Origin of the sequence: Corynebacterium sp. HMSC034A01 (genome assembly GCF_001838175.1) — a bacterium.
Lineage (GTDB): Bacteria > Actinomycetota > Actinomycetes > Mycobacteriales > Mycobacteriaceae > Corynebacterium.
Map to the genome: position 1 here is coordinate 1 of NZ_KV835933.1, position 26435 is coordinate 26435.

General features: G+C 65.8%; 24 protein-coding genes. 19 read left to right on the top strand and 5 right to left on the bottom strand.

Features of this window, described 5'->3' with window-relative positions:
- Nucleotides 1–64: 64 nt before the first annotated feature.
- Entirely contained in the window at nucleotides 65–2218 is a 2154-nt protein-coding gene (locus tag HMPREF2791_RS02395; RefSeq protein WP_070474067.1) for an acyltransferase family protein, read from the bottom strand.
- A gap of 381 nt (nucleotides 2219–2599) precedes the next feature.
- On the opposite strand from HMPREF2791_RS02395, the gene rpsP reads away from it, so the two are divergent.
- The gene (gene rpsP, locus HMPREF2791_RS02400) at nucleotides 2600–3118 is read left to right on the top strand and encodes a 30S ribosomal protein S16 (RefSeq protein ID WP_070474069.1); all 519 of its coding nucleotides are present in this window, start codon (nucleotides 2600–2602) and stop codon (nucleotides 3116–3118) included.
- A 57-nt stretch (nucleotides 3119–3175) separates the two neighbouring features.
- Here rpsP and HMPREF2791_RS02405 read toward each other — a convergent pair whose 3' ends face one another.
- The gene (locus tag HMPREF2791_RS02405) at nucleotides 3176–4525 is read right to left on the bottom strand and encodes an SWIM zinc finger family protein (RefSeq protein ID WP_070844198.1); all 1350 of its coding nucleotides are present in this window, start codon (nucleotides 4523–4525) and stop codon (nucleotides 3176–3178) included.
- Nucleotides 4526–6745, bottom strand: coding sequence for a DUF6493 family protein (locus HMPREF2791_RS02410; protein WP_070844200.1), 2220 nt, complete (start codon nucleotides 6743–6745; stop codon nucleotides 4526–4528).
- Between the two features lie 159 nt (nucleotides 6746–6904).
- On the opposite strand from HMPREF2791_RS02410, the gene rimM reads away from it, so the two are divergent.
- The 12 genes from rimM (at nucleotide 6905) to HMPREF2791_RS02470 (ending at nucleotide 18782) form a co-directional block, all read left to right on the top strand.
- Complete coding sequence (gene rimM / locus HMPREF2791_RS02415; protein WP_070844202.1) at nucleotides 6905–7405, top strand: ribosome maturation factor RimM; 501 nt, start codon at nucleotides 6905–6907, stop codon at nucleotides 7403–7405.
- Nucleotide 7406: 1 nt separating this feature from the next.
- Entirely contained in the window at nucleotides 7407–8462 is a 1056-nt protein-coding gene (gene trmD, locus HMPREF2791_RS02420; RefSeq protein ID WP_070844223.1) for a tRNA (guanosine(37)-N1)-methyltransferase TrmD, read from the top strand.
- A gap of 95 nt (nucleotides 8463–8557) precedes the next feature.
- Nucleotides 8558–9943 (top strand): anaerobic C4-dicarboxylate transporter, encoded by a 1386-nt coding sequence (locus tag HMPREF2791_RS02425; protein ID WP_070844204.1) that lies wholly within the window; start codon nucleotides 8558–8560, stop codon nucleotides 9941–9943.
- A gap of 36 nt (nucleotides 9944–9979) precedes the next feature.
- Nucleotides 9980–12268: a Tex family protein gene (locus HMPREF2791_RS02430; protein ID WP_070844206.1), complete on the top strand. Its 2289-nt coding sequence runs from the start codon at nucleotides 9980–9982 to the stop codon at nucleotides 12266–12268.
- Nucleotides 12269–12382: 114 nt separating this feature from the next.
- Nucleotides 12383–12730 carry a 50S ribosomal protein L19 gene (gene rplS / locus HMPREF2791_RS02435; protein WP_070474082.1) on the top strand — a complete coding sequence of 116 codons (348 nt, stop codon included), beginning with the start codon at nucleotides 12383–12385 and terminating at the stop codon, nucleotides 12728–12730.
- 186 nt (nucleotides 12731–12916) lie between these two features.
- The gene (gene lepB, locus HMPREF2791_RS02440) at nucleotides 12917–13651 is read left to right on the top strand and encodes a signal peptidase I (protein ID WP_070474488.1); all 735 of its coding nucleotides are present in this window, start codon (nucleotides 12917–12919) and stop codon (nucleotides 13649–13651) included.
- A gap of 4 nt (nucleotides 13652–13655) precedes the next feature.
- On the top strand, nucleotides 13656–14312 hold the full coding sequence (locus HMPREF2791_RS02445) for a ribonuclease HII (protein ID WP_070474084.1): 657 nt from the start codon (nucleotides 13656–13658) through the stop codon (nucleotides 14310–14312).
- On the top strand, nucleotides 14309–14614 hold the full coding sequence (locus HMPREF2791_RS02450; protein WP_034998651.1) for a DUF2469 domain-containing protein: 306 nt from the start codon (nucleotides 14309–14311) through the stop codon (nucleotides 14612–14614). Before HMPREF2791_RS02445 ends, HMPREF2791_RS02450 begins: the two co-directional genes overlap by 4 nt.
- 162 nt (nucleotides 14615–14776) lie before the next feature.
- Nucleotides 14777–15175 (top strand): YraN family protein, encoded by a 399-nt coding sequence (locus tag HMPREF2791_RS02455; protein ID WP_070844207.1) that lies wholly within the window; start codon nucleotides 14777–14779, stop codon nucleotides 15173–15175.
- Nucleotides 15162–16688: a YifB family Mg chelatase-like AAA ATPase gene (locus HMPREF2791_RS02460; RefSeq protein ID WP_070844209.1), complete on the top strand. Its 1527-nt coding sequence runs from the start codon at nucleotides 15162–15164 to the stop codon at nucleotides 16686–16688. Before HMPREF2791_RS02455 ends, HMPREF2791_RS02460 begins: the two co-directional genes overlap by 14 nt.
- Nucleotides 16689–17864: a DNA-processing protein DprA gene (locus HMPREF2791_RS02465; protein WP_070844211.1), complete on the top strand. Its 1176-nt coding sequence runs from the start codon at nucleotides 16689–16691 to the stop codon at nucleotides 17862–17864.
- Nucleotides 17865–17888: 24 nt separating this feature from the next.
- Nucleotides 17889–18782, top strand: a complete 894-nt coding sequence (locus tag HMPREF2791_RS02470) for a tyrosine recombinase XerC (protein ID WP_070844213.1) — start codon at nucleotides 17889–17891, stop codon at nucleotides 18780–18782.
- On the opposite strand, the gene HMPREF2791_RS02475 is transcribed toward HMPREF2791_RS02470, so the two are convergent.
- Nucleotides 18745–19284 carry a M23 family metallopeptidase gene (locus tag HMPREF2791_RS02475; RefSeq protein ID WP_070474094.1) on the bottom strand — a complete coding sequence of 180 codons (540 nt, stop codon included), beginning with the start codon at nucleotides 19282–19284 and terminating at the stop codon, nucleotides 18745–18747. The two genes, HMPREF2791_RS02470 and HMPREF2791_RS02475, sit on opposite strands and share 38 nt — an antisense overlap.
- 301 nt (nucleotides 19285–19585) lie before the next feature.
- On the opposite strand from HMPREF2791_RS02475, the gene rpsB reads away from it, so the two are divergent.
- From rpsB to pyrH, 3 genes are all read left to right on the top strand, one after another.
- Nucleotides 19586–20533, top strand: a complete 948-nt coding sequence (rpsB, locus tag HMPREF2791_RS02480; protein ID WP_083327860.1) for a 30S ribosomal protein S2 — start codon at nucleotides 19586–19588, stop codon at nucleotides 20531–20533.
- Nucleotides 20534–20728: 195 nt separating this feature from the next.
- Complete coding sequence (gene tsf, locus HMPREF2791_RS02485) at nucleotides 20729–21547, top strand: translation elongation factor Ts (RefSeq protein ID WP_070844215.1); 819 nt, start codon at nucleotides 20729–20731, stop codon at nucleotides 21545–21547.
- Nucleotides 21548–21778: 231 nt separating this feature from the next.
- A complete protein-coding gene (gene pyrH / locus HMPREF2791_RS02490) occupies nucleotides 21779–22462 on the top strand; it encodes a UMP kinase (protein ID WP_070844218.1) in 684 nt (227 codons plus the stop codon).
- Here pyrH and HMPREF2791_RS02495 read toward each other — a convergent pair.
- Nucleotides 22459–23541, bottom strand: a complete 1083-nt coding sequence (locus HMPREF2791_RS02495; protein ID WP_070844219.1) for an amidase family protein — start codon at nucleotides 23539–23541, stop codon at nucleotides 22459–22461. The two genes, pyrH and HMPREF2791_RS02495, sit on opposite strands and share 4 nt — an antisense overlap.
- Before the next feature lie 76 nt (nucleotides 23542–23617).
- Between HMPREF2791_RS02495 and frr the strand changes: the two genes are divergently transcribed.
- From frr to rlmN, 3 genes are all read left to right on the top strand, one after another.
- Nucleotides 23618–24175, top strand: coding sequence for a ribosome recycling factor (gene frr / locus HMPREF2791_RS02500; RefSeq protein WP_070474101.1), 558 nt, complete (start codon nucleotides 23618–23620; stop codon nucleotides 24173–24175).
- Nucleotides 24176–24238: 63 nt separating this feature from the next.
- On the top strand, nucleotides 24239–25159 hold the full coding sequence (locus HMPREF2791_RS02505; protein WP_083290210.1) for a phosphatidate cytidylyltransferase: 921 nt from the start codon (nucleotides 24239–24241) through the stop codon (nucleotides 25157–25159).
- A gap of 58 nt (nucleotides 25160–25217) precedes the next feature.
- Nucleotides 25218–26321 (top strand): dual-specificity RNA methyltransferase RlmN, encoded by a 1104-nt coding sequence (gene rlmN, locus HMPREF2791_RS02510; RefSeq protein WP_070844221.1) that lies wholly within the window; start codon nucleotides 25218–25220, stop codon nucleotides 26319–26321.
- The last annotated feature ends 114 nt before the right edge of the window (nucleotides 26322–26435 follow it).

Here is a 26435-nt window from a genome sequence, read left to right on the forward strand (position 1 = left end):
GCGGATAGCTGGGTCCTACTAGCTGGATCCACAAAACGAGTGGCCGGTTCGGCGAAGGGGGCGCCTACGGGGTGGCCGGAGGGGCGTTGAGAAGCGAAAGCTCCTCGAAGATCGGCGCGAGGCGCTCCCACAGCACCGGGGTCAGCGACTCGGCGTACGCGTTGGAGATGTGGTTCTGGTCGCGGTAGATGTACACGTTGCCGATCTGCGGCGGGCAGAGGCCGTCGACGCAGTACCAGCCGGCGGTGTCGATCTCCCACTGCGCGTAGCCGCCGTCGAGGAAGTACGCGGCCGGGTCCTCGGGGGCGTAGACCATGTCCGCCGCCATGGAGCAGGCGTGCTCGGAGTGGCCCGCGACAATGCACAGGTTCGGGTCCATGGGTTCGCCGGTGGGGGTGAACATCCACGGGTTGTCGCGAAGACCGACGAACGGGATGCCCAGCTCAGCCAGGCGCTGCCAGAGGTTGGCGTAGGCGTTAGGCACGTAGTCGGCGGAGACGCGGCCGTCGCCGGCGTGGCCCGCGGGGCGGGTGGACGTGGAGATGAGCATGTCGGGCTGCAGGTTGATGATTTCCTGCATCGCGTTTTCGCCCCACTCGGCGCACTCGGGGGAGACGATGTCGTTGGCCGGATCCAGAGGCCCGCCGATAACCAGCGGGCATTCCTGGCGCACGAAGGTGGCGACCTTGAAGTGGTGCTCCTTGCCCAGTTTGTCCAGGGGGACGATGAACGGCTCGATGTGGGAGCCGCCAGCGAGCACGATCGTGGTGTCCGCCTCGAGGTCGCCGTAGGTGCATTGCGGGCCCGGCATGGCGTCGGGGGCTTCGGGGAGGAAGATCATGCAGTCGTCGAGCCCGATGGGCGGGAACACGCCTGCGATGAGGTTCGGGTCCGGTTGCGGTTTCACATCCGGCACCTGCACGCCCTGGATAGCGCGGGCACCGGGGTAGTTGACCGGGTCGAGCACCTTTTCCGCGCTGTCGACGCGGTTGTCCCAGTACGGTTGCACGGCCAGGGCGACAGCGAACAGCGCTGCGGCCAGGACGCCGCCCACCGCACGTGCGGCACCGGGCAAGGTGCGTAGCGACGCTCTCGCGGCCGCCACCGGGTCATCGTCGCCGCGCGGGCGCGGGCGGTGCTGGCGCAGCGGATCCTCCACGAGTGTGTGCGTGACGTGCGCCAGGCACAGCGACACCAGGATGACAAGTGCGCCCAGCCAGGCAGGCGGGGTGTCGTAGCCGCCGATGACGGTGACGATGATCAGTAGCGGCCAGTGCCACAGGTACAGCGAGTAGGCCACGCTACCCAGCCAGGTCATCGGGGCGGAGGCAAGCACCTTGGACACGCCGTTGGCGTTGCCAGAGAGGATCACCAGCGCCGCGCCGGTGAGCGGGATCAGGGCGACGGGGCCGGGGAACGCCAGCGAGGTGGGCACGATAAAGCCCGTGATGGCGATGAGCGCCACGCCCAACAGCGCGGTGAGCCACGCGGTGGCCTGTGGCAGGAACCGGTTCGCCGGCACGAACGCTAGCAGTGCGCCGAGGGAGAGCTCCCACGCGCGGGAGAACGTGGAGTAGTAGTTCTCGCCGGTGCCTTCCAGCCCGAAGCGCGCGGCCCAGGCGAACGACGCCACGGTGATCACCGCAAGCAGCGCAATGGCGGCGCGGCGGGCGTGCTCAGGTTTTGCCCGCAGCTTCGTGACTGCCACGGCGACGACCCAGCCCAGCAGAATGCCGAAGACGTAGAACTGCCCCTGCACGGACATGGACCAGAGATGCTGCAGGGGAGAGGTCTCCTGGCTGGCCGCGGCGTAGTCCGCGTTCTGCGACATCAGCTCCCAGTTTTGGAAGTACAGCATCGAGGCGGTGACCTGGCGGGAAAGTTCCACGCCCATCAGTTCCGGGGTGAACGCCATGACAAGGCCGACGACTACAACCACCACCAGCGCCAGCGCCGGGACCAGCCTGCGGATGGTGCGCCACAGTGGCCACCACGGATTCAAGTTCGGGTTGGGGCGCAGCGCGTAGCGCAGCTGGCCGCCGAGAAAGAAGTAGCCGGACAGCAGCAGGAAAACATCCACGCCGCCAGAGACGCGGCCCACGAACACGTGGAAGATCACCACGAGCGCGATGGCGAAGCCTCGCAGCCCGTCTAGGTCGACGCGGTAGGCGGTGGAGCCCTTCGTCGGCCGTGGTGCGTGCCCTGCCGTCGTACTCAACCGTCTCTCCAACCCGTATTGTCGTGTGTCTTGCTGCGCTGTGCCGACTATCGTCACAAGCGGTTAAGGACAATACCGCCCCCGACGCGCGGGACCGAACCAGACTCGCGCAGATCTCCTTCAGCTTTGGCAGGGCAAAACCGGACGCGTGTTTTGGAACCTGGCCCAAACGCGCGTAAACTCTCTCGGGTTGTCCGGCGCGTTTGTGCGCCAGGCACGACAAGTCCATAACTGCGTACGCGCCGGATCCGTCTTGCCCCTCGCTCTAAGCGGGGGAGGTCGCCCGGCCAGGCACGCGCAGGGTAAATAAGAAGGGTTGAACCGGCTCGTCGATAAGTGGCGAGTGTCTGCACTGCCCAGTGACCTAAAAGGAAGTACACCATGGCTGTAAAGATCAAGCTGCAGCGCGTTGGCAAGATTCGCAACGCGCAGTACCGCGTCGTCATCGCTGACGCCCGCACCCGTCGCGACGGTGCCGTCATCGAGAACATCGGCATCTACCACCCGAAGGAAGAGCCGTCGCTCATCCGCATTGATTCCGAGCGCGCTCAGTACTGGCTGGGTGTCGGCGCGCAGCCGACCGAGCCGGTGCTCGCACTGCTGAAGGTGACCGGCGACTGGCAGAAGCACAAGGGCCTCGACGGCGCCGAGGGCACCCTGAAGGTGGCCGAGGAGAAGCCGTCCAAGCTCGACCTGTTCAACCAGGCGCTCGAGGAGGCCAAGAACGGCCCGACCGCCGAGGCCATCACCGAGAAGCGCAAGAAGGCCAAGGAAGAGGCTGAGGCGAAGGAGGCCGCTGAGGCCGCCGCTGCCGCTGAGGCTGAGGCTGCTGAGGCTGAGGGCGAGAACGCTGAGGCTGAGTCCGAGGCTTCCGAGGACGCTCCGGCTGAGGAGAACTAAGTCTTTCTCACCTCACGCGAATAATGCCCAGCGGTTTCGCTGGACATTTTTGCTTTTCTACAGCTCCACGCGCGCGGTTTCCCGAAACGCCTGCGCCGCCAGCACGTGCTTGCACGGACCCCGGGAGTCCTTGTGTTTTGCAAACCAGAAACAAGTGCATGCGAATGCGTAAGTGTCGTGGTCGAGTCTCACCGTGTAATCGTTGGAGCCGGAGCGTACCGTGAACCCGTCGTCCTGACCCGCGAGCGGGGAGACAGCGTTGCGGGCCAAGAGCTCCTCGGTGTTGGCGAGACGGGGGTTGAGTTTGCCCACCACATCGGGGTCGAGCGGCAGCGGGCGGTGGAAATATGCGCCCAGGGTGAGGTCGTAGCCAACCTGGCCGGTTGACGCGAGGACTTGGAGCGCGTCCTTAACGCGGTTGGGAGTGAGCCCGGTCTCCGCCGCGAGGCGGCGGATGTCAATGCGGGGATCGAACGCCAGAACTGCTGAGACAAGATCAGCATCATCCGCCGCGTGCGGGTTGTTCAGGGACATCAACAGTGCGCCTTCGCCGGAAAACCCGCGGGTTTTTGCCGGGCTGATTACTACTGTGAATCGCGCGCCGGAAAGCTCAAACACCCATGCGGATGACTTTGGTTGGGAAGTCGCGTCGCTCTCGGTGCTGTAGGTCGTCAACTTGGTCACGTACGGCAGGAGGGGGATGAGTGGTTTCAACCGTTCCGGCCCGGCTAAGCAGACCGCGCCATTCGACGGCTTCGACGCCAGGCGCAGACTCCGCAATGCGGGCGTGGCCCACATCGCGGATTTTGGTGAAGATGTTCCGGGCAGCGACGTGATGAACTTCGTCGTTTCCGGCCCCGTGAGCTCCAGTTGCTTCGTCATGGCTGCGCTGATGTGCTGCGACTCTGCGAGTCCTTTCACCCACCGCAGCGGCAGGTCGACCTTTTTCTCGTCCAGTGCGGTGTCCATCGTCGTGACGTGGAGGGCGTCGTCGGCAATAGTGAGGTGGAGTGGCGAGCCCGGTGTGATTGCCGTAAGAGCCTCACGCAGCGGGAGGTTGATGTCCACGTTGGTGACGCCTGACTGTTGTGACTGCGCATCGAGGTCGGTGACGTCTAAGCGGGCGTAGGCGCTGCAGCAGCCTGAGAAAGATTCGAACCGCAGACCTTCCGGAGTAGAGGTGACCACCGGGTCCAGCGCGGCGATAGCCGCGGTGTCCACTGGTGTGTAGAAGCGTTTCGCGGCGTAGTCCGCGACGGTGAGCACCCCGCGCGCGACGATGTGGGGGTTTTCCACGAAACCGCTGAAAAAGTGCGGTTCGTCCACTCGGTCGAGCGTGCCACCACTGGTGGCCAACTGCAGGCCCTGGTCAGTCACGGCGGATGGGTGGGTGTAGGAGTAGTGCACCTATACCTCCTTGAGCAACGCCGACGCTGCCAGCGCTGCCTTTGATTTCCCGTTGAAGTTTGCAAGCCACTCGCGCAGCCCGGCGCCAATTTCCGATTCACCGGTTGCTAGTCGCACGTTTCGGTACAGCTCAATGAGTTTGCCGAGGTCGCGCGACTTGTGATCCAACTTGGGCAATAACTGCGCAAGGAAATCACAGACGTAGGTTGGGTTGAGCGTTGCGGCGTCTTCAAGCGAGGCGGCCCATCGGCCAAGAATGACGTCTTCTAACTGGGACCACTCGTGAGCGGCGGTTTCCGCCCCGATTTCTCGTGCGAGTGCAGTCGCCAAAAGCTCGGCGGCGATTGCTCGCACCTCAGTGTCCTTGTGTGCCATGGCCTTGCCCAAGAACCGGGAGGTGTGCGGCGACCATTCTCCTGGGTGCCAAGTGAGCACGTCGACAATGGCGGGATCCTGCTTTTCTGGGTAGTTCGACATCCCGCCGTCCAGGTCGCTCTCCATGTCGTGGGTGTAGGCATCCAAGCAGCTCGGGGCGACGATGGCGCGCCCGGCAGGGGAGTAGGTTGGGCTGAACGGAGCGGAGGCCATAAATGGCAGCTTCTCTTCGAGCTGTGTGCTTTGGTGTTTCCACCCTTGTGAGGTGCGGAGCCATACGCGGCTTTCACCGCATCCGGTGCATCGGTCTTCGGGCGGGGTCCACAGGACACAGTCGCACCCAGCTCGCACTCCCTGCAGGGGCACACGTCCGGTGCTGTCTTCCTGAAAGTCCACTAATCGCAGGTGGGCGAGGAGGGCATCGTCGGGCCAGACGTCTTCGGGGGTTGAATATGTGGCGAGGCGGCGGGCGAATTCCTTGTTGTCCACGCGCCCGAAGGTGTCCGTCGGCGTCGAAAGTAAGGTGCGCGTGGGTGCGAGCCCATGCACGATGGCAACGACCCGCAGGAGCGATTCCCTCCTCATATCAACCGTTAGCCGAAACGCGTTGGCTTCTTCTACCTCGGCAGGTGTGCTGCGGCATTGCACCAATAGCCAGCGCACATCGGGGAGAGTGGACGACGGGTCGTCGTTCGGCAGCACCGGTTTGAGAATCTCCAGCGCGCGCGGCCCAGTTTCCGCCAGCCACGCAACGAGCAACGCAAAGCCCACCGCGTCTGGTGCGGCGAGCAACTCGCGGGTGTGAAACAAAGCGTCCTCGTCCGTCCACGGGGCGACAGGTTGCGCTTCAGCGGGCTGCGCTAACGGTGCGGAAGTCTCTGCGGGGACTTCCGGGCTGGCGTCCCGGGGGCCCAGCAATTCGAGCGCCATGACAGGGGACAGGACGTCGCGGGCGGCGTCAATGAGCTCCTCTTTGCCCAACGTGCGTAGGAGCGCGGCGCTGCGGCGTACGACGTCGTCCTTTGCGTGGTAGAGGCCGGTTTGCGCGGCATCAGCGATTCCCGCGGCCAGATCTTCGCGCTCGGTCGCGATCTTCTCCAACATTTTCAGCGCCGTGATCGCCGTTGCCTTCGACCCGCTCAGGGCGTGGGCGCCGGCGGCAACAAACCCGTCCGCATCCAGCTCCGACAGGCGGGAAAGCTGCTTGACTGCGAACGTGGTCGTAGAGCCGACCCCCGAACCCAAAGCAGCGATGAGCAGGTGCTGGCGCTTCGTGGTTTCTTCCTCGGTCGGCGCGAAATCCTCGTAATGCTGGGTAAACCAGCGAACGCGGTACGCGGGGAAACCGCGGTTCAGCGCCGTGAGCATTTCGTCGAGCAGGCGGTCGCGGTCCAGCAGACCTTCGTCTACCAGCGCAACAAGGGATTCTGCCCAGCCTGACCAGTAATACTTCTCGATGGAGGTGAAACTGACTTCTTGGGTACCCACGAGCGAGAAGAGTGGCCAAATCAGTTCTTCTCGGAGTTCGGTGTCGTGCCAGAGAAGAAAGTTGCGCTCAAATCCGGCCTGGCCCATCAACCCAATGAAATACGGATCGCCGTGCTCTATTGCGTATCCCTCGAACAGCTCGCGCAGGCGAATCTGGATGAACGTGTCACCTCTGAATTGGTTCCACGACCCCTGCTCGGGCTGGCTCGGGTTCTCGATCTCGTGTTCTGGATCAATTGGGAGGGCACGAATCGTCTCGTAGGCTTCTTCCAAGGTCATGCCGGGGCGCCACCATTTGACGCGCATCAAATAGTCCTTTTCCGACATGTCTTTGGCAAATTGCTCGAAGTAGGTCATGTTGCGTCCTTAGGAATCGACTGAAGCAATTGCTTGTCGACGGTTACGTGACCGGCATAGTGACACAGATTACTCTCCAGCTCAACAGTTGGGCTGCGTCGCAGCTTTCCGCTTAAGGCAGCGAAGTTGTCGCATTCACCGCTGATAGTCTTGGCTCCCATGGAGCTGCAGATCGGCCGCGTGGTCAAGTCCCACGGCGTGAAAGGTGAAGTTGCCGTCGAGTTGCTGGCGGACGAGTCGGAGGAGCACATCGTCGTCGGCGCGGTGCTCACCGGCCGCCAGGCGGGCAAGGAGCGGGAGCTGACCGTGAAGACGGTGCGCCCGCACCAGAAGCGCCTGCTGGTCAGCTTCGAGGAAGTGCCGGACCGCACAGCCGCCGACAGCTTGCGCGGCATGAAGTTCTTCGCCGAGCCGCTCGAGCGCGAGGAGGACTCGGACGAGTACTACAACCACGAGCTCATTGGCCTGAAGGTGCGCCACGAGGGCGAAGAGGTCGGCGAGGTCACGGGCGTGATGGACGCGCCGAACCGGAAGATCCTGGAGATCGACTATAACGGCAAGGACGTCATGGTCCCGTTCGTGATGGACTTCGTCCCGGAGCTCGACACGGAGGCGGGCTACCTCACCATCACCCCGCCCGAGGGCCTGCTTGATGTCTAAGCTGCGCCTCGACGTCGTCACCATCTTCCCCGAGTACCTCGACCCGCTGCGCCACGCGCTGCTGGGCAAGGCGATCGAGCAGGGGATCCTGTCGGTGGGCGTGCACGACCTGCGTGACTGGGCCACCGGCAACCACAAGTCCGTGGACGCCCCGCCACTGGGGGGGGGACCGGGCATGGTGATGAAGCCGGAGGTGTGGGGGCCGGCGCTTGACGACGTCGCCAAAGGCCGCCCCGGAACATCCCTCGACACCGCGGCCGCGCACCGCAACGACAAGCTACGCTACGACGACGTGCACGAGGTCGCGCCCCGGCCGTACGAAGGCGGCGAGGATAGCAGCAAGCCGCTGCTGCTCGTGCCCACCCCGGCGGGCAAACCCTTCACGCAGCAGGACGCGCAGGCATGGTCGCGCGAGGAGCACATCGTCTTTGCCTGCGGGCGCTACGAGGGCATCGACCAGCGCGTCTTCGAAGACGCGGAGGAGCGCTACCGCGTGCGCGAGGTGTCCATCGGCGACTATGTGCTCATCGGCGGCGAGGTTGCCGTCCTGGTCATCGCGGAGGCGGTCACGCGCCTGATCCCGGGCGTGCTGGGCAACACGGAAAGCCATGAGGACGACAGCTTCTCCGACGGCCTGCTCGAGGGCCCGAGCTACACCAAGCCGCGTGTGTGGCGCGGGCTTGAGGCGCCGGCGGTGCTCACCTCCGGCGACCACGCCAAGGTGGAGGCGTGGCGCAGGGAACAGTCTTTGAAACGCACCCGCGAGGTTCGCCCCGAGCTGCTGGAGCAGACACCGCTGAGCGAGGATGATCGGTTCATGTTGGACGCTCGCGACGTGCTCACGACGGTGAGGGTGGACGGGGCGGCGCGGGTCGTCGTAAAGCAATTGCGCAGGGCCTTGAAGAAGGCTGGCTACCGCGACCCCGAGGTCACCCTGGAGGGAACCACGCTCACCGTCGCCGGGCGCACCGCGCTCGCGCTCGATGAGGCGACGCGTGCGGTGGAAAAGGCGCTGCCACCTGGGGCTTATCAGTCCGGCGGGACTGTAGAGGTTTAACTTATCTGGTGGTCAACATCACCCTATGAAAATTTAAAGGTCTGACCAATTGGGCGATACGCTTGAGTGTGTTACACGCGTACGAAAGGACACCCATGCTCGCGTCAGTGCTTGACCCAACATCCGCGGTCGCCATCGTCCTGCAAATCCTGGTCATCCTCAGCGCCCTGCTACTGGGCACTCGCTACGGCGGGCTCGGCCTCGGCCTGATCTCCGGCATCGGTTTGATGCTCATGGTGTTCGTCTTCGGCCTCGAGCCGGGCGAACCGCCCGTCGGCGTGATGCTCACCATCATCGCCGTGATCGGCTGCGCAGCCACGCTGCAGCAATCATGCGGCCTTGAGGTGATGATGCAGCAGGCGGAGAAACTGCTGCGTGCCCACCCGGAGCGAATCACCATCCTCGCCCCGCTGACCACCTGGTTCCTCACCGTGCTGTGCGGCACGGGACACGTGGTCTACACCATGTTCCCGATCATCGAGGACATCGCGGTGAAAAAGGGCATCCGCCCGGAGCGCCCCATGGCGGTGGCGTCGACGTCCGCGCAGATGGGTATCACTGCCTCGCCGGTGTCGGTGGCCACGGTCTCGCTCGCGTCGATCCTGGCGGAAAACGCCGGTGTGATTGATAAGGCGTACTCCATCCCGCAGATCCTCATGGTCGCCATCCCGGCGTCGCTGTCCGGCGTTATCCTGGCCGCGCTGTGGTCGCTGCGCCGCGGCAAGGACCTGGATAAGGACCCGGTGTTCCAGGAGCGCATGAAGGACCCGGCGTTCGCGGAGTCCATTAACCAGTCCAGCCACTCGCTTTTGGACGAGGTCTTCCCGCGATCTGCCCGCAACGCCGTCTGGGTCTTCCTCGGCGCCATCGCCTTCGTGGTGGTGCTTGGCGCGTTCGAGGGGTTGCGCCCCGCCTTCGACGACGGCGAGGGCGGCATGAAACCGCTGTCGATGAACCTGGCCATCCAGATGGTGATGCTGTTCGCCGGCGCGATCATCCTGCTGTTTTGCAAGGTGGACCACAAGAAAATCGCCTCGACTCCGGTGTTCAAGGCCGGCATGACGGCGGTGTTCTCCGTCTTCGGTGTGGCCTGGATGGCGGACACGTTCTTCGCGGCGCATATCGACCAACTCGAGTCCAGCCTGGGATCTGTTGTGGAGGCCGCGCCGTGGGCGTATGCGATCGTGCTGCTCATCGTGTCCAAGCTGGTCAACTCGCAGGCCGCCGCGCTGGTCGCAATCGCCCCGATCGGCCTGGCGCTGGGCATCGACCCGAAGATCATCGTCGGCTTCTACGGCGCGGCCTACGGCTACTGGATCCTGCCGACCTACCCGTCGGACCTGGCCTGCATCGGCTTCGACCGCACAGGCACCACGCGTATTGGCAAGTTTGTGATCAACCACTCCTTCCTCATCCCGGGCGCGATTTCGGTGTTCACCTCGTGTGTGGTGGGTTCGCTGCTGGCGCAGGTGCTGCTGTAAAACTGGCGCAACACAGGCGCGACTAGACTCGCCCGAATGACATCAATCGCAGCCACCATCGCGAACGAAATCAATGTGCGGGACAACCAGGTCGAGCAGGCGCTGAAGCTGCTCGCGGAGGGCAACACCGTCCCGTTCATCGCCCGCTACCGCAAGGAGGCCACGGGCGGCCTCGACGACGCGCAGCTGCGCCACATCGAGGAGCGCAACACCTACCTGCTCGAGCTCGCCGAGCGCAAAACTGCCGTGCTGGAAAGCATCGAGGAGCAGGGTAAACTCACCGACGAGCTGAAGCAGGCGATCCTTAACGCCGACACGAAGGCGCGCGTGGAGGACCTCTACCTGCCGTACAAGAAGCGCCGCAAGACCAAGGCGGACATCGCGCGCGAGGCCGGGCTGGAGGCGTTGGAGCAGCAGCTTATCGACGACCCTTCGGCCGACCCCGAAACACTGGCCGAGGCCCACCTCTCGGAGGGCTTCCCGGACGCGAAGGCCGCGCTCGAAGGCGCCCGCGCGATCCTGGTGGACCGCTTCGCCACGGACGCGGACTTAGTCGGCGAGGTGCGCGACCGTGTGTACTCCCAAGGCACCATGCGCTCCGCCGTGGTGGAGGGCAAGGAAACCGAGGGTGCGAAGTTCGCGGACTACTTCGAGTTCTCCGAGCCCTTTGAGAAACTGCCCAGCCACCGCATCCTGGCGCTGCTGCGCGGCGAGGCCGAGGGCGTGCTCACCCTGGACATGGACCCGGGCGAGGAGGCCGTGTACGAGGGCATGATCGCGGAGCGCTTCGACCTGCCGGTCAAAGACTCCGAGTGGTTGGCCAAGGCAGTGCGCTGGGGCTGGCGCACCAAGCTGCAGGTCTCTGCGAACCTGGATACCCGCATGCGGCTGAAGGAGAAGGCGGAGGAGGGCGCGCTGCAGGTGTTCAAGACCAACCTGCGCGACGTGCTGCTCGCCGCGCCCGCCGGCCAGCGCGCCACGCTGGCGCTGGACCCGGGCTACCGCAACGGCGTGAAGTGCGCCGTGGTGGACGAGACCGGCAAGGTGCTGGCCACCACGATTGTCTACCCGCACCAGCCGCAGAACCGCTGGGACGCCTCCCGCGCGGAGTTGGCGTCGCTGGCCGCGCAGCACGGCGTGGAGCTCATCGCCGTGGGCAACGGCACCGCCTCGCGCGAGTCAGAAAAACTCGCGGGTGAGGTGGCGGACCTGATCGCCCAGGCGGGTGGAAAGCGGCCGACCCCGGTGGTGGTCTCCGAGTCCGGCGCGTCGGTGTACTCCGCCAGCCAGATCGCGGCGGAAGAGTTCCCGGACATGGACGTCTCCCTGCGCTCGGCGGTCTCCATCGCGCGACGCCTGCAGGACCCGTTGGCGGAGCTGGTCAAGGTGGACCCGAAGTCCATCGGCGTGGGCCAGTACCAGCACGACGTGAACCAGACCGCGCTCGCCCAGACGCTGGACGCGGTGGTGGAGGACGCGGTGAACTCCGTCGGCGTCGACGTCAACACCGCCTCGGCGCCGCTGCTTGAGCGCGTGGCCGGCCTATCGGGCACGGTGGCGAAGAACATCGTGGCCTACCGCGACGAGAACGGCCGGTTCACCACCCGCAAGGAGTTGGGCAAGGTGCCGCGCCTGGGGCCGAAGGCGTTCGAGCAGGCCGCTGGCTTCCTGCGTATCCAGGGCGGGGCTAATCCGCTCGACGGCTCCGCGGTGCACCCGGAGGCCTACCCGGTGGTCGAGCGCGTCGCCCAGGCCACCGGCTTGAGTACCGAGCAGCTCATCGGCAACACGGCGGTGCTGACCAAGCTTGCGCCGGCCGATTTCGCCGACGAGCAGTTCGGCGTGCCCACCGTCACCGACATCCTCGCGGAGCTGGACAAGCCCGGCCGAGACCCGCGCCCGGAGTTTAGGACCGCCGAGTTCAAGGAAGGCGTCAACGAGGTCAAGGACCTCACACCCGGCATGATCCTGGAGGGCACGGTGACCAACGTCGCCGCCTTCGGCGCCTTCGTGGACGTGGGAGTGCACCAGGACGGCCTGGTCCACGTCTCCGCCATGAGCCACTCGTTCGTCTCGGACCCGCACGAGGTGGTGCGCTCCGGCGAGGTGGTCAAAGTCAAGGTCATGGACGTCGACGTCGCCCGCAACCGCATCGGCCTGAGCTTGCGGCTCGACGACGAGCCGGGCCAGCCGGCCCAGAAGAAGCAGCACAAAAAGCCGGGCAAGAATTCGGGCAGGGGCCGGAAGCGGGGAGCGCCGGAGGGACGTCGAGAAGCATCCGGCTCGATGGCCGACGCGTTGAAACGCGCCGGATTTGGGAAGTGACCGGCGCATATGTAAAATGCTGCAGGTTCTTGTAATCGACATGAACCGGCCGAGCGCCCCGGATGGGGAAGTGCCGCCAGGGTCCTCTGTCCGAACACGTAAAGGATTGCTTTCATGAGCAACGGCATCATTGATCTTGTTGACGCAGGCCAGCTGCGCGACGACATCCCGGACTTCCGCCCGGGCGACACCCTCGACGTCCACGTCAAGGTTATCGAGGGTTCTGTGACCCGTACCCAGGTCTTCACCGGCTTTGTGGTCCGCCGCCAGGGCGACGGCATCCGCGAGACCTTCACCGTGCGCAAGGTTTCCTTCGGCATCGCGGTTGAGCGTACCTTCCCGGTGCACTCCCCGAACATCGAGAAGATCGAGGTTGTGCGCAAGGGCGACGTCCGCCGCGCCAAGCTGTACTACATGCGCAACCTGCGCGGCAAGGCTGCCCGCATCAAGGAGCGCCGCTAGTTTCAGCGCGTTAAAGTGCCCCGTCCGAGTCCGCTCGGGCGGGGCACTTTGCTTGTGGACGGCTCCCGCGGTGCTAACGTATCCCGGGTGACCAACGTGAACGGACCCGCAGGCGAGCCTTCCGCACCGAAGCCTGCACAGCCCCACAACCCGTACGCCGCCGAGCCGCGTTATGAGGCAGCCCCGGTGGCGCAACGCCCGGCCGCGGACGAGCCAGAGGAGAAAAAGGAGCTTCCCTGGTACGTGGAGATCCCGGTCGTGGTCGTGCTGACGCTGCTGATCATGTTTGTGATCCAGACGTTCATCGGCCGCCTCTACGTCATCCCGTCCGCCTCCATGGAGCCGACCTTGCACGGCGAATCCGGCTCCGGCGACCGCATCTTCGTGGAGAAGGTCAGCTACTACTTCTCCGACCCGGAGCCGGGCGACGTGATTGTCTTCGCCGGCACCGACTCATGGAACACCGGCTTCGATTCCAACCGTTCCTCCAACCCGGTTGTGCGCGGCATGCAGGAGGTCGGTTCCTGGGTAGGCCTGGTACCGAAGGACGAGAACACCCTGGTTAAGCGCATCATCGCCACCGGCGGTCAGACCGTGTCCTGCCAGGCGGGGGACCCGGCGATCATGGTGGACGGCAAGCCGATCGACCAGTCCTACACCTTGCAGCCAAACTTCTACCCGGTGGATGAATCCACGGGCTCGGACGCGTGCGGCGGTCCCTTCTTCGGTCCGGTGACTGTGCCGGAGGGCAACTACTTCATGATGGGCGACAACCGCACCAACTCCCTGGACTCGCGCGCGCACATGGGCGACCAGTTCCAGGGCACCATCCCTGAGGAGAACATCCGCGGCAAGGTCAAGGCCGTGGTCTTCCCGGTCAACCGCATGCAGGGCGTGAGCGACCCGGACATCCAGCAGTAGGCCCGTGCGGCGCTTGAAGCAGCTGCGCACCTACGAGGTCGCCCTGGACAAGGCGGGCTTCGGCCCGGTGGCGGGAGTGGACGAGGCTGGCCGGGGCGCCTGTTTCGGCCCCATCACCATCGCCGCGTGCGTGCTGCCGACGCAACCTCAGCCTGCGCTGGAGGAGTTGACGGACTCCAAGAAGCTCACCGCCCGCAAGCGCGATGTGCTGTTCGACGCTGTCAAAGACGTCGCGGTGGCGTATTCCGTGGTGCACATTCCCGCCCGTGATATTGACCGGCGCGGTATCCAGCATGCCAACATTGACGGCGCGCGCCGCGCCGTTGCGGGGCTTTCAGTGCAGCCGGGCTATGTGCTTATCGACGCATTCCGCGTCCCCGGCCTGCCCTCACCCCAACTGCCGGTGGTGGGAGGCGATTACACCGCCCGCTGCATCGCCGCGGCGAGCGTGCTTGCGAAGGTGAGCCGGGACCGGCTGGTGTGCGAGATGGCACAGAAGTTTCCCCAGTACGGGCTGGAGGGCCACAAGGGCTATTCCACGAAGGTGCACATGGACGCGGTGCGCCGCCACGGCGCGAGCCCCGAGCACCGTTATAGTTATGCGAACGTCAGGGACGCTGACGACTTCTATTGGCAGTCCAGCAAGAAGGGGCAGGCATGAGCGCCGAGGATCTTGACAACTACGAGGCTGACGTCGAGCTTTCCCTCTACCGCGAGTACCGGGACGTGGCCAGCCAGTTCTCCTACGTGGTGGAAACGGAGCGCCGGTTCTACCTGGCCAACGGCGTCAAGCTCATCCCGCACACCGACGGCGGCGACGTCTACTACGAGGTGCTGATGTCGGACGCGTGGGTGTGGGACATGTACCGCGCGGTGCGTTTTGTGCGCTACGTGCGCGTGATCACCTACAAGGACGTCAACATCGAGGAGCTGGACAAACCCGATCTGACCTTCCCGGAGTAGGGCTGCGGTAAGCCGTTTGTAAAACTCGGCGTGCCGCGCTTTGCGTCAGACATTCACCTGGCCAAATACCGGTGCTGTCGCCGAGTTTTACAAAACTGCCCGCGCCATGGAACCGCGGCGGGGCCGTCCACGTCTGATAGAGGACCGACATTTGGGAACTCTATGAAATGGGGAGGCACCGTGCAGGTGAATTATCAGGACCAGTGGGAGCTGGGCAGGGCAGGCGAGCACGCCGCCATCAGGTGGTACGAGGACGAGGGCTACACCCTCTTGGGCCACCGGCAACGCATGCGGGCGGGCGAAATCGACGCCGTTGTTGAGGACGAGGACGGTACCGTCGTCTTCGTGGAGGTGAAGTCCCGCCGCGGCACCGCGTTCGGTGCCGCGGAGGCGGTGACCACGAAGAAGCTCAACACCATGCGCCGGTGCGCGGCGCAGTGGCTGGACAAGCACGTGCAGGGCCAGTACTGCCCGATCCGCTTCGACGTGGTCGAGGTGGTCTTCGACGGCGAGGATTACATCTTGCGCCGGTTCCCGGGGGTGGAAGATGGCGCTTGCTAGCACGATGAGCGCGACCGTGGAGGGGGTCACCGCCCGCCTGGTCACGGTGGAGGCCAACGTTGGCCCCGGGTTGCCCGGCATGCACATGGTGGGCCTGGGAGACGCGGCGGTCAAAGAGTCGCGCGAGCGTATCCGCACCGCGATTTCGAATTCTTCCCTGCCGTGGCCGCGCACGAAGATCATGGTGTCGCTGTCACCCGCGCACCTGCCCAAGGCCGGTTCGCACTTCGACCTACCCATAGCGCTGGCGGTGCTGGGCAGCCTGGACCCGCGGGTGGAGCGCACGCTCGCATCCACCATGTTCTGCGGGGAGCTTGCACTGGACGGGACTTTGCGACGGGCCGAAGGCGTGCTGCCGATGCTCATCGCAGCATTCGACGCGGCAGACCCAATCCGCACCGTCGTCGTGCCCAGGGCCAACGCCGCCGAGGCCGCGTTGCTGGGACGCCGGGAGGTGCTGGTGGCGGATTCGCTCGTGCAGGTGTGGCAGTGGATCACCGGCGATGCGGAGTTGGAGCCTGCCACAGCGCCGGAAGCGGCCGCGCCGCAGCGGGCGGTGCCGGACTTCCAAGACCTGGCGGGGATGTCCGAGGAGCGCGAGGCACTTGAGGTGGCCGCGGCCGGCGGGCACCACGTGATGATGATCGGCCCGCCGGGCTCGGGAAAGTCCATGCTGGCGGAGCGGATCCCGTCAATCTTGCCGCCGATGGATGTGCAGGAGATGGTCGAGGTCACCGCCATCCACTCTGCGGCGGGTGTGTCTGGCGGCGGGGTAGTGACAACGCGCCCGTTTATCGCCCCGCACCCCTCGCTGACGCGCGCGGCGCTGATCGGCGGGGGAGGCGGCACCCCGACCCCAGGCGTGGTCAGCCAGGCGCACCGCGGGGTGCTGTTCTTGGACGAAGCCTCCGAGATCCCGGCGCCGGTGCTCGACGCGCTGCGCATCCCGCTGGAAAAACGCGAGGTGCGGCTGACCCGCGCAAAAAGGGAAGTGGTCTACCCGGCGGATTTCCAGCTGGTGCTGGCGGCGAACCCGTGTGCGTGCCAACGGATCAACGGGCAGTGCTCGTGCAGGTCCCCACAGCGGGCACGGCACCTAAGCAACGTCTCCGGCCCGTTGAAGGACCGGCTGGACGTGTTTGTGACCACCTCTGGCGACGCGGCGGTGCTCAGTCCGAGGGATGCGGAGCCGTCGATAAGCATTGCCCAACGCGTGGCAGCCGCCCGCGAGCGCGCCGCGGCCCGGTGGGCGAAAGCAGGCTGCGACGAGGACGTCAACGGGCGCGTGCCGGCGACGCTGATCCGCAGGCATTTTCCCGCCAAAGAGGCGGCGATGGCGATGCTGCAGGCAGAGCTGATCCACGGCAAGATCACGCAGCGCGGGGTGGATAAATGCTTGAAGCTGGCCTGGACGCTCGCGGACCTAGAAGAGATGGACCAGCCGGACATCCACCACACCTACCGCGCGGTGGAGATGCGCGAGCACCAGCTGCAGCGCGAGGAGGTGGCGTAGATGTCTTCCCTGGAATCCTGGGCCTACCTTTCCCGAGTGGTGGAGGGGCCGTCGCACCACATCCAAGCCCTGCTGCGTGTAGGCAAAACTGCGGACGAGATCGCCGACGGCGTGCGCACCCGCGCCACCTGGATCGGCGGCCTGCTGTCGCAGACCGAGAACCGTTACACCTGGGACCGCCCGGCCGCGGACCTCGAGTTCGCGGCGGAACTCGGCTACACGCTGATCACCCCGGAGTCGCCGCAGTGGCCGGCGGAGGCGATTGCGTGCTCGTTTGGCCGCCAGCAGACGGGGGCGGCGAGCAAAGCCAGCCACCAGCCGGACGGCATCGCGCCGCACGCGCTGTGGGTTGCGGGCAACACCAACCTGCCGGGGCTGTTCGCCCAGTCCGTGGGCGTGGTGGGCACACGCCACGCCACCAAGTACGGCCACATGGCAACCAAGGATCTGGTCGCCGGGCTTGGCGGGCATAACTACACGGTGGTCTCCGGCGGCGCGCTGGGCATCGACACGGTTGCCCACACCACGGCCATGGACGTGAACACCCCGACCGTGGTGGTGGCAGCCTGCGGGCCAGGCGAGCACTACCCGCGCTCCAACAAGGCGCTCTTCGAGCGGGTGGAGGCCACGGGAGGTGCTTTAGTCACTGAATATCCGCCCTCTGTCACGCCGGACAGGCACCGCTTCCTCACCAGAAACCGCCTCGTGGCTGCACTCACGCTTGGCACCGTGCTAGTGGAAGCACCGTTTCGCTCCGGGGCCTTGAACACCCTGAAGTGGGTCAACGTGTTCAACCGAACGGCAATGGCGGTGCCGGGGCCGGTCACGGACGCCCAGTCCCTCGGCGCGAACCTGGCCATCCAGAACAACGAGGCTGAGATGGTGCTCAACGCAGGCCAAGTCCACGAGCAGCTCTGCGCCGTCGGCGAGTTCAGCGCCGAGGAGCAGATGGAGATGCAGTTCCCGCCGAGCGTGACCCAGCAGCTCTCCCGCAACGAGCTGCGCATTTACGACGCACTGCCGCCCGCCGGCCGCGCCGGCCGGGAAGCTGAGGCGGTGGCCGCGGATTCGGGGCTATCCATCGCGCTGACGGTGCACATTCTGATGGACCTGTCTAAGCGCGGGTTGGTGGAGCGCGACAAGCGGCTCTGGTCGCGTGTGGAGCAGCCCGAGTAAGTAAAGCGAGTACACTGCCGTGACATGAGTAAACAGCTGGGGCAAGTGCAGGCGGCGGTGGAGGACTTCGCCGAATACGCCGAACTTGTCCTCGGCCGTTCCCCGAACACGGTCAAGGGCTACGTCGCGGACCTGAAAGGGCTTAAAGGCTACGCGGACACCTTCGACGCGTTCACGCTCGACGCGCTGCGGCGCTGGCTGGCGGACGCGATGAGTGCTGGCAAGAGCCGGGCCACGCTGGCGCGCCGCACCGCCGCCGCCCGCGCATTTTCCACCTGGGCCTACCGCCAGGGCTACATCACCACCGATGCCGCGGCACGGCTAAAGGCCCCCAAGGTCAACCGCCCCCTGCCCACGGTGGTCAAAGGCGAGCGCGCCGGGGAGCTCGTGGAGGCAGGCACGGCCGACGACGCCCACCCGGCCGAGTACCTGCGTGACCGCGCCATGCTCGAGCTGCTCTACGCCACCGGCATCCGCGTCGGCGAGCTGACGGGCTTAAATCTCGGCGACGTGGACTTGGCCCGTGGTCTGGCGCACGTCACCGGCAAGGGCAACAAGCAACGCGTCGTGCCGTTCGGCGACGAAGCCGCGGCGGCCGTGTCCGAGTGGCTGGAGTTCGGCCGCGAAGAACTCGCGGGCGACACGCCGGCGATGTTCGTCGGCTCCCGCGGCGGGCGCATCGACCAGCGCCAGGTGCGCCGCATCGTCGAGCGCGCCGGGCAGCGCGCCGGCGTAGAAGATGTCAGCCCGCACACGCTGCGCCACACCACTGCCACCCACATGCTGGAAGGCGGGGCGGATCTGCGAGTGGTGCAGGAGATGCTCGGCCACACCAGCCTGCAAACAACGCAGATCTACACCCACGTCTCCGCGCAGCGGCTCAAGCGCGTCTACGACCAGGCGCACCCGCGCGCGTAGAGGAGCCGTCTAAGGGTTTGAGCCGGATCCGAGGCGCCTCTAGCAGCGTGAGCGGGTCGATGTAGGCGTCCTTGCCCGTAAGCGCACCCCAGTGCAATCCGTCGTGGGAACCGGAAAACCCCGCGGGTGCGTGCGCGAGGGTGCCAATCGGCTCGCCTTCGCGCACCGTGTCGCCGACCACGAGCGGGGAGCGCACCGGCTGATACGTGGTGCGGATCCCGCCGGCGTGGTCAACGGAAACCACCGGCGTGCCGGCCACCACGCCCACGAAGGCGACGACGCCGTCGCCTGCGGCGAGCACGTCGGCACCCAGACCCAGCGGCAAGTCAACCCCGCGGTGGCCGGGTTTCCAGTTCTGCTCCGGGATGTCCGCGGGCCGAGACACCGCTGCCGGATACGGGGTGCCGGCGGCGGGATCCACCCAGGCGACGGCCGGGGCGGCGCAGGTGGCGGTGGCGAGAATGAGGGCGGTGGTGGACCGGAGGATCGTCGATAGGCGCATGCGTGAATACGAGCACGCCGAGGGCAAGAACACTAGACCCGTGGCGGAAATCTGTGGATAACCCGCCGTCCGCCGCGACGTTATCCACAGAAGGCGCTGTTGAGATTAGGTTTTGCGGGCGCGGGCGGGTAGTGTTGCACGGGCAGCTTTTATGGGCTGACTACGCGCGCCGGATAATGCCTGCTCAGCGACGGTCCCTCTCACAGGGTGCAGGGCGAGCACGGTGCCAGGGTGCGGGATAAAAACCCGCACGTGAGACAAGCAATGTAACCGAACTACTTTCTCCGAAGGAGACAAAACCATGGCAGTTGTAACCATGCGTGAACTCCTCGACGCCGGTGTGCACTTCGGCCACCAGACGCGTCGCTGGAACCCGAAGATGCGCCGCTTCATCTTCACCGACCGTAACGGCATCTACATCATCGACCTGCAGCAGACGCTGACCTACATCGATGAGGCCTACGAGTTTGTCAAGGAGACCGTCGCACACGGCGGCACCATCCTGTTCGTCGGCACCAAGAAGCAGGCACAGGAGCCGATCCAGGAAGAGGCGCAGCGCGTCGGCATGCCGTACGTGACGCACCGCTGGCTGGGCGGCATGCTCACCAACTTCCAGACCGTGTCCAAGCGCATCGGCCGCATGAAGGAACTGCAGGCCATGGACGCAGCCGAGGACGGCTACGCAGGCCGCGGCAAGAAGGAAGTCCTCATGCTCACCCGCGAGCGCGTCAAGCTCGAGCGTGTGCTGGGCGGCATCGCCGACATGACCAAGGCACCGTCCGCACTGTGGATCGTGGACACCAACAAGGAGCACATCGCCGTCAACGAGGCGCAGAAGCTGCGCATCCCGGTGGTTGCCATCCTGGACACCAACTGCGACCCGGACGTTGTCGACTTCCCGATCCCGGGCAACGACGACGCCATCGGTGCCGTGAAGCTGCTCACCCACATCGTGGGCGAGGCTGTCATCGCCGGTAAGCAGCAGCGCGAGGAGCGCCAGCTCGCTTCCGCACGCGACGCTGCAGGCGACAACGACGCGAAGCGTCAGGCTGAGGCTGCCGGGGCAGCTGCTCAGGCTGCAGCTTCCGAGGAAGTTTCCGCAGCGGACGCAGCGAAGGCTGCCGTCGCAGCTGAGTCCGCGGCTCCGCAGGAGGTCGCCGAGGTTGAGCAGCCGCACGCTGTCCGCGCAGCTGAGCAGGCTGAGACCAAGGCGAACGAGTCCGGCGACGAGTCTGCAACCCAGGCGTAAGCTTTTCGGCTCACGCCACCTGCACGCGCACCCCGCGTTCCGCTCACGCCCGCCGGCTTTCATGCCCGGGACAGTGCGGGCGCGGGGTGTTTTGTGTGCGCCCCGCTCCAAGCCGTGCCACAGCGAGTACTGTCGGCTACGCTTGAAACGGTTTGAACACTTTTAGCAACACTTTCACGAGGAGGATCGCCCACTATGGCGAACTACACTGCTGCTGACGTCAAGAAGCTCCGCGAGACCACCGGCTCCGGCATGCTCGACTGCAAGAAGGCGCTCGAGGAGACCGGCGGCGACTTCGATAAGGCCGTCGAGAACCTCCGCATCAAGGGCGCCAAGGACGTGGGCAAGCGCGCAGAGCGCAACGCCCTCGAGGGCTTGGTCGCCGTCTCCGGCAACACCATCGTCGAGATCAACTCCGAGACCGACTTCGTGGCCAAGAACCAGGAGTTCAAGGACATCGCAGCCCAGATCGCTGACGCTGCCGCTGCCGTGAAGGCGAACTCCCAGGAGGAGCTGGCGAACGCAGACGTGAACGGCCAGACCGCCCACGATGTCCTGGAAGGCCTTTCCGCCAAGATCGGCGAGAAGCTCGAGCTGCGCCGTGCTGCCACCATCGAGGGCGAGCAGGTGGCGAAGTACCTGCACCAGAAGGCTGCGGACCTTCCGCCGGCAGTCGGCGTGCTCGTGTCCTACACCGGCGACAACGCTGAGGCCGCACACCAGGTCGCGCTGCAGATCGCCGCGATGAAGGCTCGCTACCTCAACCAGGAGTCCGTCCCGGCCGACGTCGTCGAGAAGGAGCGCGCGGTCCAGGAAGAGATCACCCGCAACGAGGGCAAGCCGGAAGCTGCCATCGCCAAGATCGTCGAGGGCCGCATGGGCGGCTTCTTCAAGGACGTTGTTCTGCTGGATCAGCCGTCCCTGGCGGACTCCAAGAAGACCGTCAAGCAGTTCGCCGAGGAGAACGGCATCGAGGTCACCGACTTCGTCCGCTTCGAGGTCGGCCAGGCTTAAGCTACAGGCTTAATCTGCGCTAACCGCCAAGCCCCGCACCGCTTCCGCCCAGAAGGGCCGGTGGCGTGTGCGGGGCTTCGTCGTCAAGCAAAAGTGCTCAAAGCGCACGTTTCGGTGCCTGCGCGAAAGCGCGTCTAGAATCGTCTGCGAACATCTGAACATCCCGCCGCGCAAAAGGAGCGAATTTCGGTGACTGACCTCAATCCCAGCCGCACAGGTTTCAAGCGAGTGATGCTGAAGTTGGGCGGTGAAATGTTCGGCGGAGGCAAGGTCGGCATCGACCCGGACGTGGTCGAGTCCGTCGCGCGCCAGATCGCTGACGTGGCACGCGCAGGCACCGAGGTCGCAGTGGTCATCGGCGGCGGCAACTTCTTCCGTGGCGCCCAGCTGCAGCAGCGCGGCATGGACCGCGCCCGCTCCGACTACATGGGCATGCTGGGCACGGTGATGAACTGCCTGGCACTGCAGGACTTCCTGCAGCAGATGGGCGTGGACTGCCGCGTGCAGACCTCCATCAACATGGCGCAGATCGCCGAGCCTTACCTGCCGCTGCGCGCCGCCCGCCACCTGGAGAAGGGCCGCGTGGTCATCTTCGGCGCGGGCATGGGCATGCCGTACTTCTCCACGGACACCACCGCCGCCCAGCGCGCGCTGGAGATCGGCTGCGAGGTGCTGCTGATGGCCAAGGCTGTCGACGGCGTGTACGACTCCGACCCGCGCGAGAACCCGGACGCGAAGCTGTACTCCGAGATCTCCCCGCGCGAGGTCATCGAGAACGGGCTGAAGGTCGCCGACGCCACCGCGTTCAGCCTGTGCATGGACAACAACATGCCCATTTTGGTGTTCAACCTGCTACAGGAGGGCAACATCGCCCGCGCCGTCTCCGGCGAGCAGGTGGGCACGCTGGTGGCCTAAGCGCGCAACAGTTCGGCCTGCGCCGCCAAGCCGAGTAACTCCGGGCCGCCGACCTTGAGGCTGCCCAGGTGCACCCCCGCGAGCGCGATTGCGGGGGTGCGCAGCATGTTGAATACCGAACACCACGGCGACCACTCGGTTTGCGCGTGGAAACTCTCTTCGGGGTGGAGCGCGGGGAAATAGCCGAGCGGGGGCGGATCGAACGCGATTGTGGGGGAGAGCACCACGTCCACGCCCCACTGCGCCGCGAGCAGCGCGGGGAGTGCGCGCGTGTGCGCTTGCGCCGAGGCGATCTGCTCTGGCCCTAGGCGCTGCGCCTCCTCTTTGAGCCAGGCGATGTAGCCGCTATCCAGCGGGTCCACGTCCTTGAACGAGCGCTTGATTGTGGTGCTGAAGTGCGCGTACGTCTCGCGCGACTCGTCGTAGGGAGAAATCTCCACCACATCGTGGGCGCGTCCAAGGGCAGTAGCAAGCTTCTCGACGTCAGCTCCGCGCCCCTCCGACACCTCAGAGTCCGCGAACACGCCTCGGGTGAGCACACCGATGCGCAGCCTCCTTCGTGCGGGCGGCGTCCAACCGGTGAGCGTGAGCAAGTCGGCGACGTTGCGGGTGAAAAACCCGTGGGCGGACAGGTCGTGGCTGGCCAGTTTCAGCCCCACCACCCCGCAGGCCGCGGCCGGCACGCGGATCGAGCCGCCGGCGTCGGTGCCGTGGGCGGCGCGCACCGTGCCGTCCGCGACCACGACTGCGGCGCCCGCGGAGGAGCCGCCGGGCGTGCAGCCGGGGAAGGTGGGCGATTCCAGCACAGCCACGCCGGGGCGCTCCGCGTAACAGGTGGCGCCCAGCTCGGAGGTCAAGGTCTTGGCGGCGACGTGCGCTCCGGCGTCGATAAGCATCTGTGCAAACGGATCCGTTGTTAGCGCGGTGTAGGCACGCGCGGGGTTGCCGTGCGTGGTGGGCCAGCCTGCGACATCGGTGCCGTCTTTGATCGGGACGCTCCAGCCGGAGAGCCGCCCGCCGAGCGGGCCGGTGAGCGCGGCGCCGGGCGGCGCGACGAACGTGAAGGCTGGGTGCGGCATGGCGACAGTCTAGGCACGCGGCAGGCGCTGGTAAGTTAAGGGTGACGCAAACCCGAGAAACGATAGGGGTAGAACCATGATTGATGACGTTTTGCTGGACGCCGAAGAGCGCATGACCGCCTCCGTTGAGCACACCCGAAACGAGCTGGCCACCATCCGCACCGGCCGCGCGAACCCGGCCATGTTCAACGGCGTGATGGCCGACTTCTACGGCGCGCCCACCCCGATCAACCAGATGGCCACCATCTCGGTGCCGGAGCCGCGCATGCTTCTGATCAAGCCGTACGACATGTCCACGATGGGCGAGATCGAAAACGCCATCCGCAACTCCGACCTCGGCGTGAACCCGACCGACGACGGCCAGGTCATCCGCGTGTCCGTCCCGCAGCTGACCGAGGAGCGCCGCAAGGAGCTGGTCAAGCAAGCTAAGCAGAAGGGCGAGGACGGCAAGATCGCCATCCGCAACGTGCGCCGCCAGGGCATGGAAGCGCTGAAGAAGATCCAGAAGGACGGCGACGCCGGCGAGGACGAGGTGTTGACCGCCGAGAAGGCCCTGGATAAGACCACCCAGGGCTACGTCGGGCAGATCGACGAGGTTGTCCAGCGCAAGGAAAACGAGCTGCTGGAGGTCTAAGCCGACGTGTCGAAGGCGCAGACGGAAACCACCGGGCCCGCTGAGGTCCCTGAAGGCACCGAAATGGGTGCAGCCGTGAGCGATGCCCCGGAAGCACCCGAGGCCACCCCGAGCCGCTGGCCCAGCCGCGCCCCGAAGCCGAAGAACAAGGCGGGGCGCAACCTGCCGGCGGCCATCGCCACCGGCGTGGTGCTCGGCGCGCTGGTGATCGCGGCAGTGTGGATCGGGCCTGTCGCCTGGTACCCGCTGGTCGCCGTCGCCGTAGCGCTGGCCATGTGGGAAGTGATGACACGTCTGCGCGAAGCCGGCTATGTCCAGCCGCGCACGCTGATGATCATCCTCGGCCAGGCCATGCTCTGGCTGTCCGCGCCTTACGGCACCACAGGCCTGGTCTCCGGATTCGCCTTCACCGTGCTGGTGGTGATGTTCTGGGGCATGTTCCACCAGGGTAGGCACCACCAGCCCGAGAACTACCTGCGCGACACCGCAGTCGCGATCTTCGTGCTCGCGTGGATCCCGCTGTTCGGAACCTTCGCCGCCATGATCTCCCGGATCACCGAAGCCGGGGTGGACGGCTCCGCCTACATCGTGGCGTTCATGCTGTGCGTGGTGGCCAACGACGTCGGAGGATACGCCGCAGGCGTGATGTTCGGCTCCCACCCGATGGCCCCGGCCGTCAGCCCGAACAAGTCCTGGGAGGGCTTCGCTGGCTCCATGACCGCCGGCATCATCACCGGCGTTCTGGTGGTGCACTTCCTCATCCACGGCCCGTGGTGGATGGGCATCGTGCTCGGCATCGCGCTGGTCATCTGCGCGACCATGGGCGATTTGGTGGAAAGCCAATTCAAGCGCGAGCTGGGCATCAAGGATATGTCCAACCTGTTGCCGGGGCACGGCGGCATCATGGACCGCCTCGACGGCATGCTGCCCGCTGCGGCGGCGACCTACATCTTGCTGACTACCATCACGTTGATGAACCCGTAGGTTTGCGCCCGCGCCAGATTCGAAATTCGTGGCGCGACGTGCCAAGATGGGGCGCACTATGAGCGATTTCCCCCAGATCCAGCTGCTCGCCCCGAAGCGCGGCATGCCGCCGAAGCACTTCGCGGACTTGAGCAAAGACGAGCGCATCGACGCGCTCAAGGAACTCGGCCTGCCCAAGTTCCGCGCCGACCAGATCGCGCGCCACTACTACGGCAAGTTTGAGGCCGACCCGCTGACCATGACGGACCTGCCCGAGGCACAGCGCCAAACCGTCAAGGACGCGCTGTTCCCCACGCTTTTGACGCCGGTGCGCACGGTGGAGACCGATGAGGGCGACACCACGAAGACGCTGTGGCGGCTCCACGACGGCATTCTGCTGGAATCCGTCCTCATGCGCTACCCGGGCCGCGCAACCCTGTGCATCTCCTCGCAGGCTGGCTGCGGCATGGCCTGCCCGTTCTGCGCCACCGGCCAGGGCGGGCTGGACCGCAACCTGTCCGTGGCGGAGATCGTCGACCAGGTCCGCGCCGCCGCGGCGATGATGGCCGCGGAGGGCTCACGCCTGTCCAACATCGTGTTCATGGGCATGGGGGAGCCACTGGCCAACTACAAGCGCGTGGTCAACGCGGTGCGCCAGATCACCGAACCGTCCCCGGACGGTTTCGGCATCTCCCAGCGCAACGTCACCGTGTCCACGGTGGGGCTCGCCCCGCAGATCCGCATGCTCGCGGACGAGGGCCTGTCCTGCACCCTGGCTGTCAGTTTGCATACGCCTGACGACGAGCTCCGCGACGAACTCGTCCCCGTCAACAACCGCTTCGAAGTGTCCGAAGTGCTGGACGCCGCCCGCTACTACGCGGACCAGACTGGCCGCCGCGTGTCCATCGAGTACGCGCTGATCCGCGACATGAATGACCACGACTGGCGCGCGGACCTGCTGGGCAAGAAGCTGCACTCGGCGCTGGGTTCACGCGTGCACGTCAACGTGATCCCGCTCAACCCCACGCCGGGCTCGAAGTGGGACGCCTCGCCGAAGGCCCGCCAGGACGAGTTCGTCCGCCGCGTGGCAGCCCAGGGCGTGCCGTGCACCGTGCGCGACACCAAGGGGCAGGAAATCGCCGCGGCCTGCGGCCAGCTCGCCGCCGACGAGGACGCCAGCTAGCCGCATAGCTTCTGACGCACGGCAGCCCGCGCCGCGCACAAGCCCTGCCGCACACAAGCCCTGAGCGACAAACCCTGAGTATGCCCGGAGTTGTCAGTGGGTGAATGCGCCACC

Excerpts from the sequence above, each read along its gene's own strand:
- rpsP (WP_070474069.1), top strand. The coding sequence starts at position 2,600 with ATGGCTGTAAAGATCAAGCTGCAGCGCGTTGGCAAGATTCGCAACGCG.
- HMPREF2791_RS02410 (WP_070844200.1), bottom strand. The coding sequence starts at position 6,745 with ATGACCTACTTCGAGCAATTTGCCAAAGACATGTCGGAAAAGGACTAT.
- rimM (WP_070844202.1), top strand. The coding sequence starts at position 6,905 with ATGGAGCTGCAGATCGGCCGCGTGGTCAAGTCCCACGGCGTGAAAGGT.
- HMPREF2791_RS02425 (WP_070844204.1), top strand. The coding sequence starts at position 8,558 with ATGCTCGCGTCAGTGCTTGACCCAACATCCGCGGTCGCCATCGTCCTG.
- HMPREF2791_RS02430 (WP_070844206.1), top strand. The coding sequence starts at position 9,980 with ATGACATCAATCGCAGCCACCATCGCGAACGAAATCAATGTGCGGGAC.
- rplS (WP_070474082.1), top strand. The coding sequence starts at position 12,383 with ATGAGCAACGGCATCATTGATCTTGTTGACGCAGGCCAGCTGCGCGAC.
- HMPREF2791_RS02450 (WP_034998651.1), top strand. The coding sequence starts at position 14,309 with ATGAGCGCCGAGGATCTTGACAACTACGAGGCTGACGTCGAGCTTTCC.
- HMPREF2791_RS02455 (WP_070844207.1), top strand. The coding sequence starts at position 14,777 with ATGAAATGGGGAGGCACCGTGCAGGTGAATTATCAGGACCAGTGGGAG.
- HMPREF2791_RS02460 (WP_070844209.1), top strand. The coding sequence starts at position 15,162 with ATGGCGCTTGCTAGCACGATGAGCGCGACCGTGGAGGGGGTCACCGCC.
- HMPREF2791_RS02465 (WP_070844211.1), top strand. The coding sequence starts at position 16,689 with ATGTCTTCCCTGGAATCCTGGGCCTACCTTTCCCGAGTGGTGGAGGGG.
- HMPREF2791_RS02470 (WP_070844213.1), top strand. The coding sequence starts at position 17,889 with ATGAGTAAACAGCTGGGGCAAGTGCAGGCGGCGGTGGAGGACTTCGCC.
- HMPREF2791_RS02475 (WP_070474094.1), bottom strand. The coding sequence starts at position 19,284 with ATGCGCCTATCGACGATCCTCCGGTCCACCACCGCCCTCATTCTCGCC.
- rpsB (WP_083327860.1), top strand. The coding sequence starts at position 19,586 with ATGGCAGTTGTAACCATGCGTGAACTCCTCGACGCCGGTGTGCACTTC.
- tsf (WP_070844215.1), top strand. The coding sequence starts at position 20,729 with ATGGCGAACTACACTGCTGCTGACGTCAAGAAGCTCCGCGAGACCACC.
- pyrH (WP_070844218.1), top strand. The coding sequence starts at position 21,779 with ATGCTGAAGTTGGGCGGTGAAATGTTCGGCGGAGGCAAGGTCGGCATC.
- HMPREF2791_RS02495 (WP_070844219.1), bottom strand. The coding sequence starts at position 23,541 with ATGCCGCACCCAGCCTTCACGTTCGTCGCGCCGCCCGGCGCCGCGCTC.
- frr (WP_070474101.1), top strand. The coding sequence starts at position 23,618 with ATGATTGATGACGTTTTGCTGGACGCCGAAGAGCGCATGACCGCCTCC.
- HMPREF2791_RS02505 (WP_083290210.1), top strand. The coding sequence starts at position 24,239 with ATGGGTGCAGCCGTGAGCGATGCCCCGGAAGCACCCGAGGCCACCCCG.
- rlmN (WP_070844221.1), top strand. The coding sequence starts at position 25,218 with ATGAGCGATTTCCCCCAGATCCAGCTGCTCGCCCCGAAGCGCGGCATG.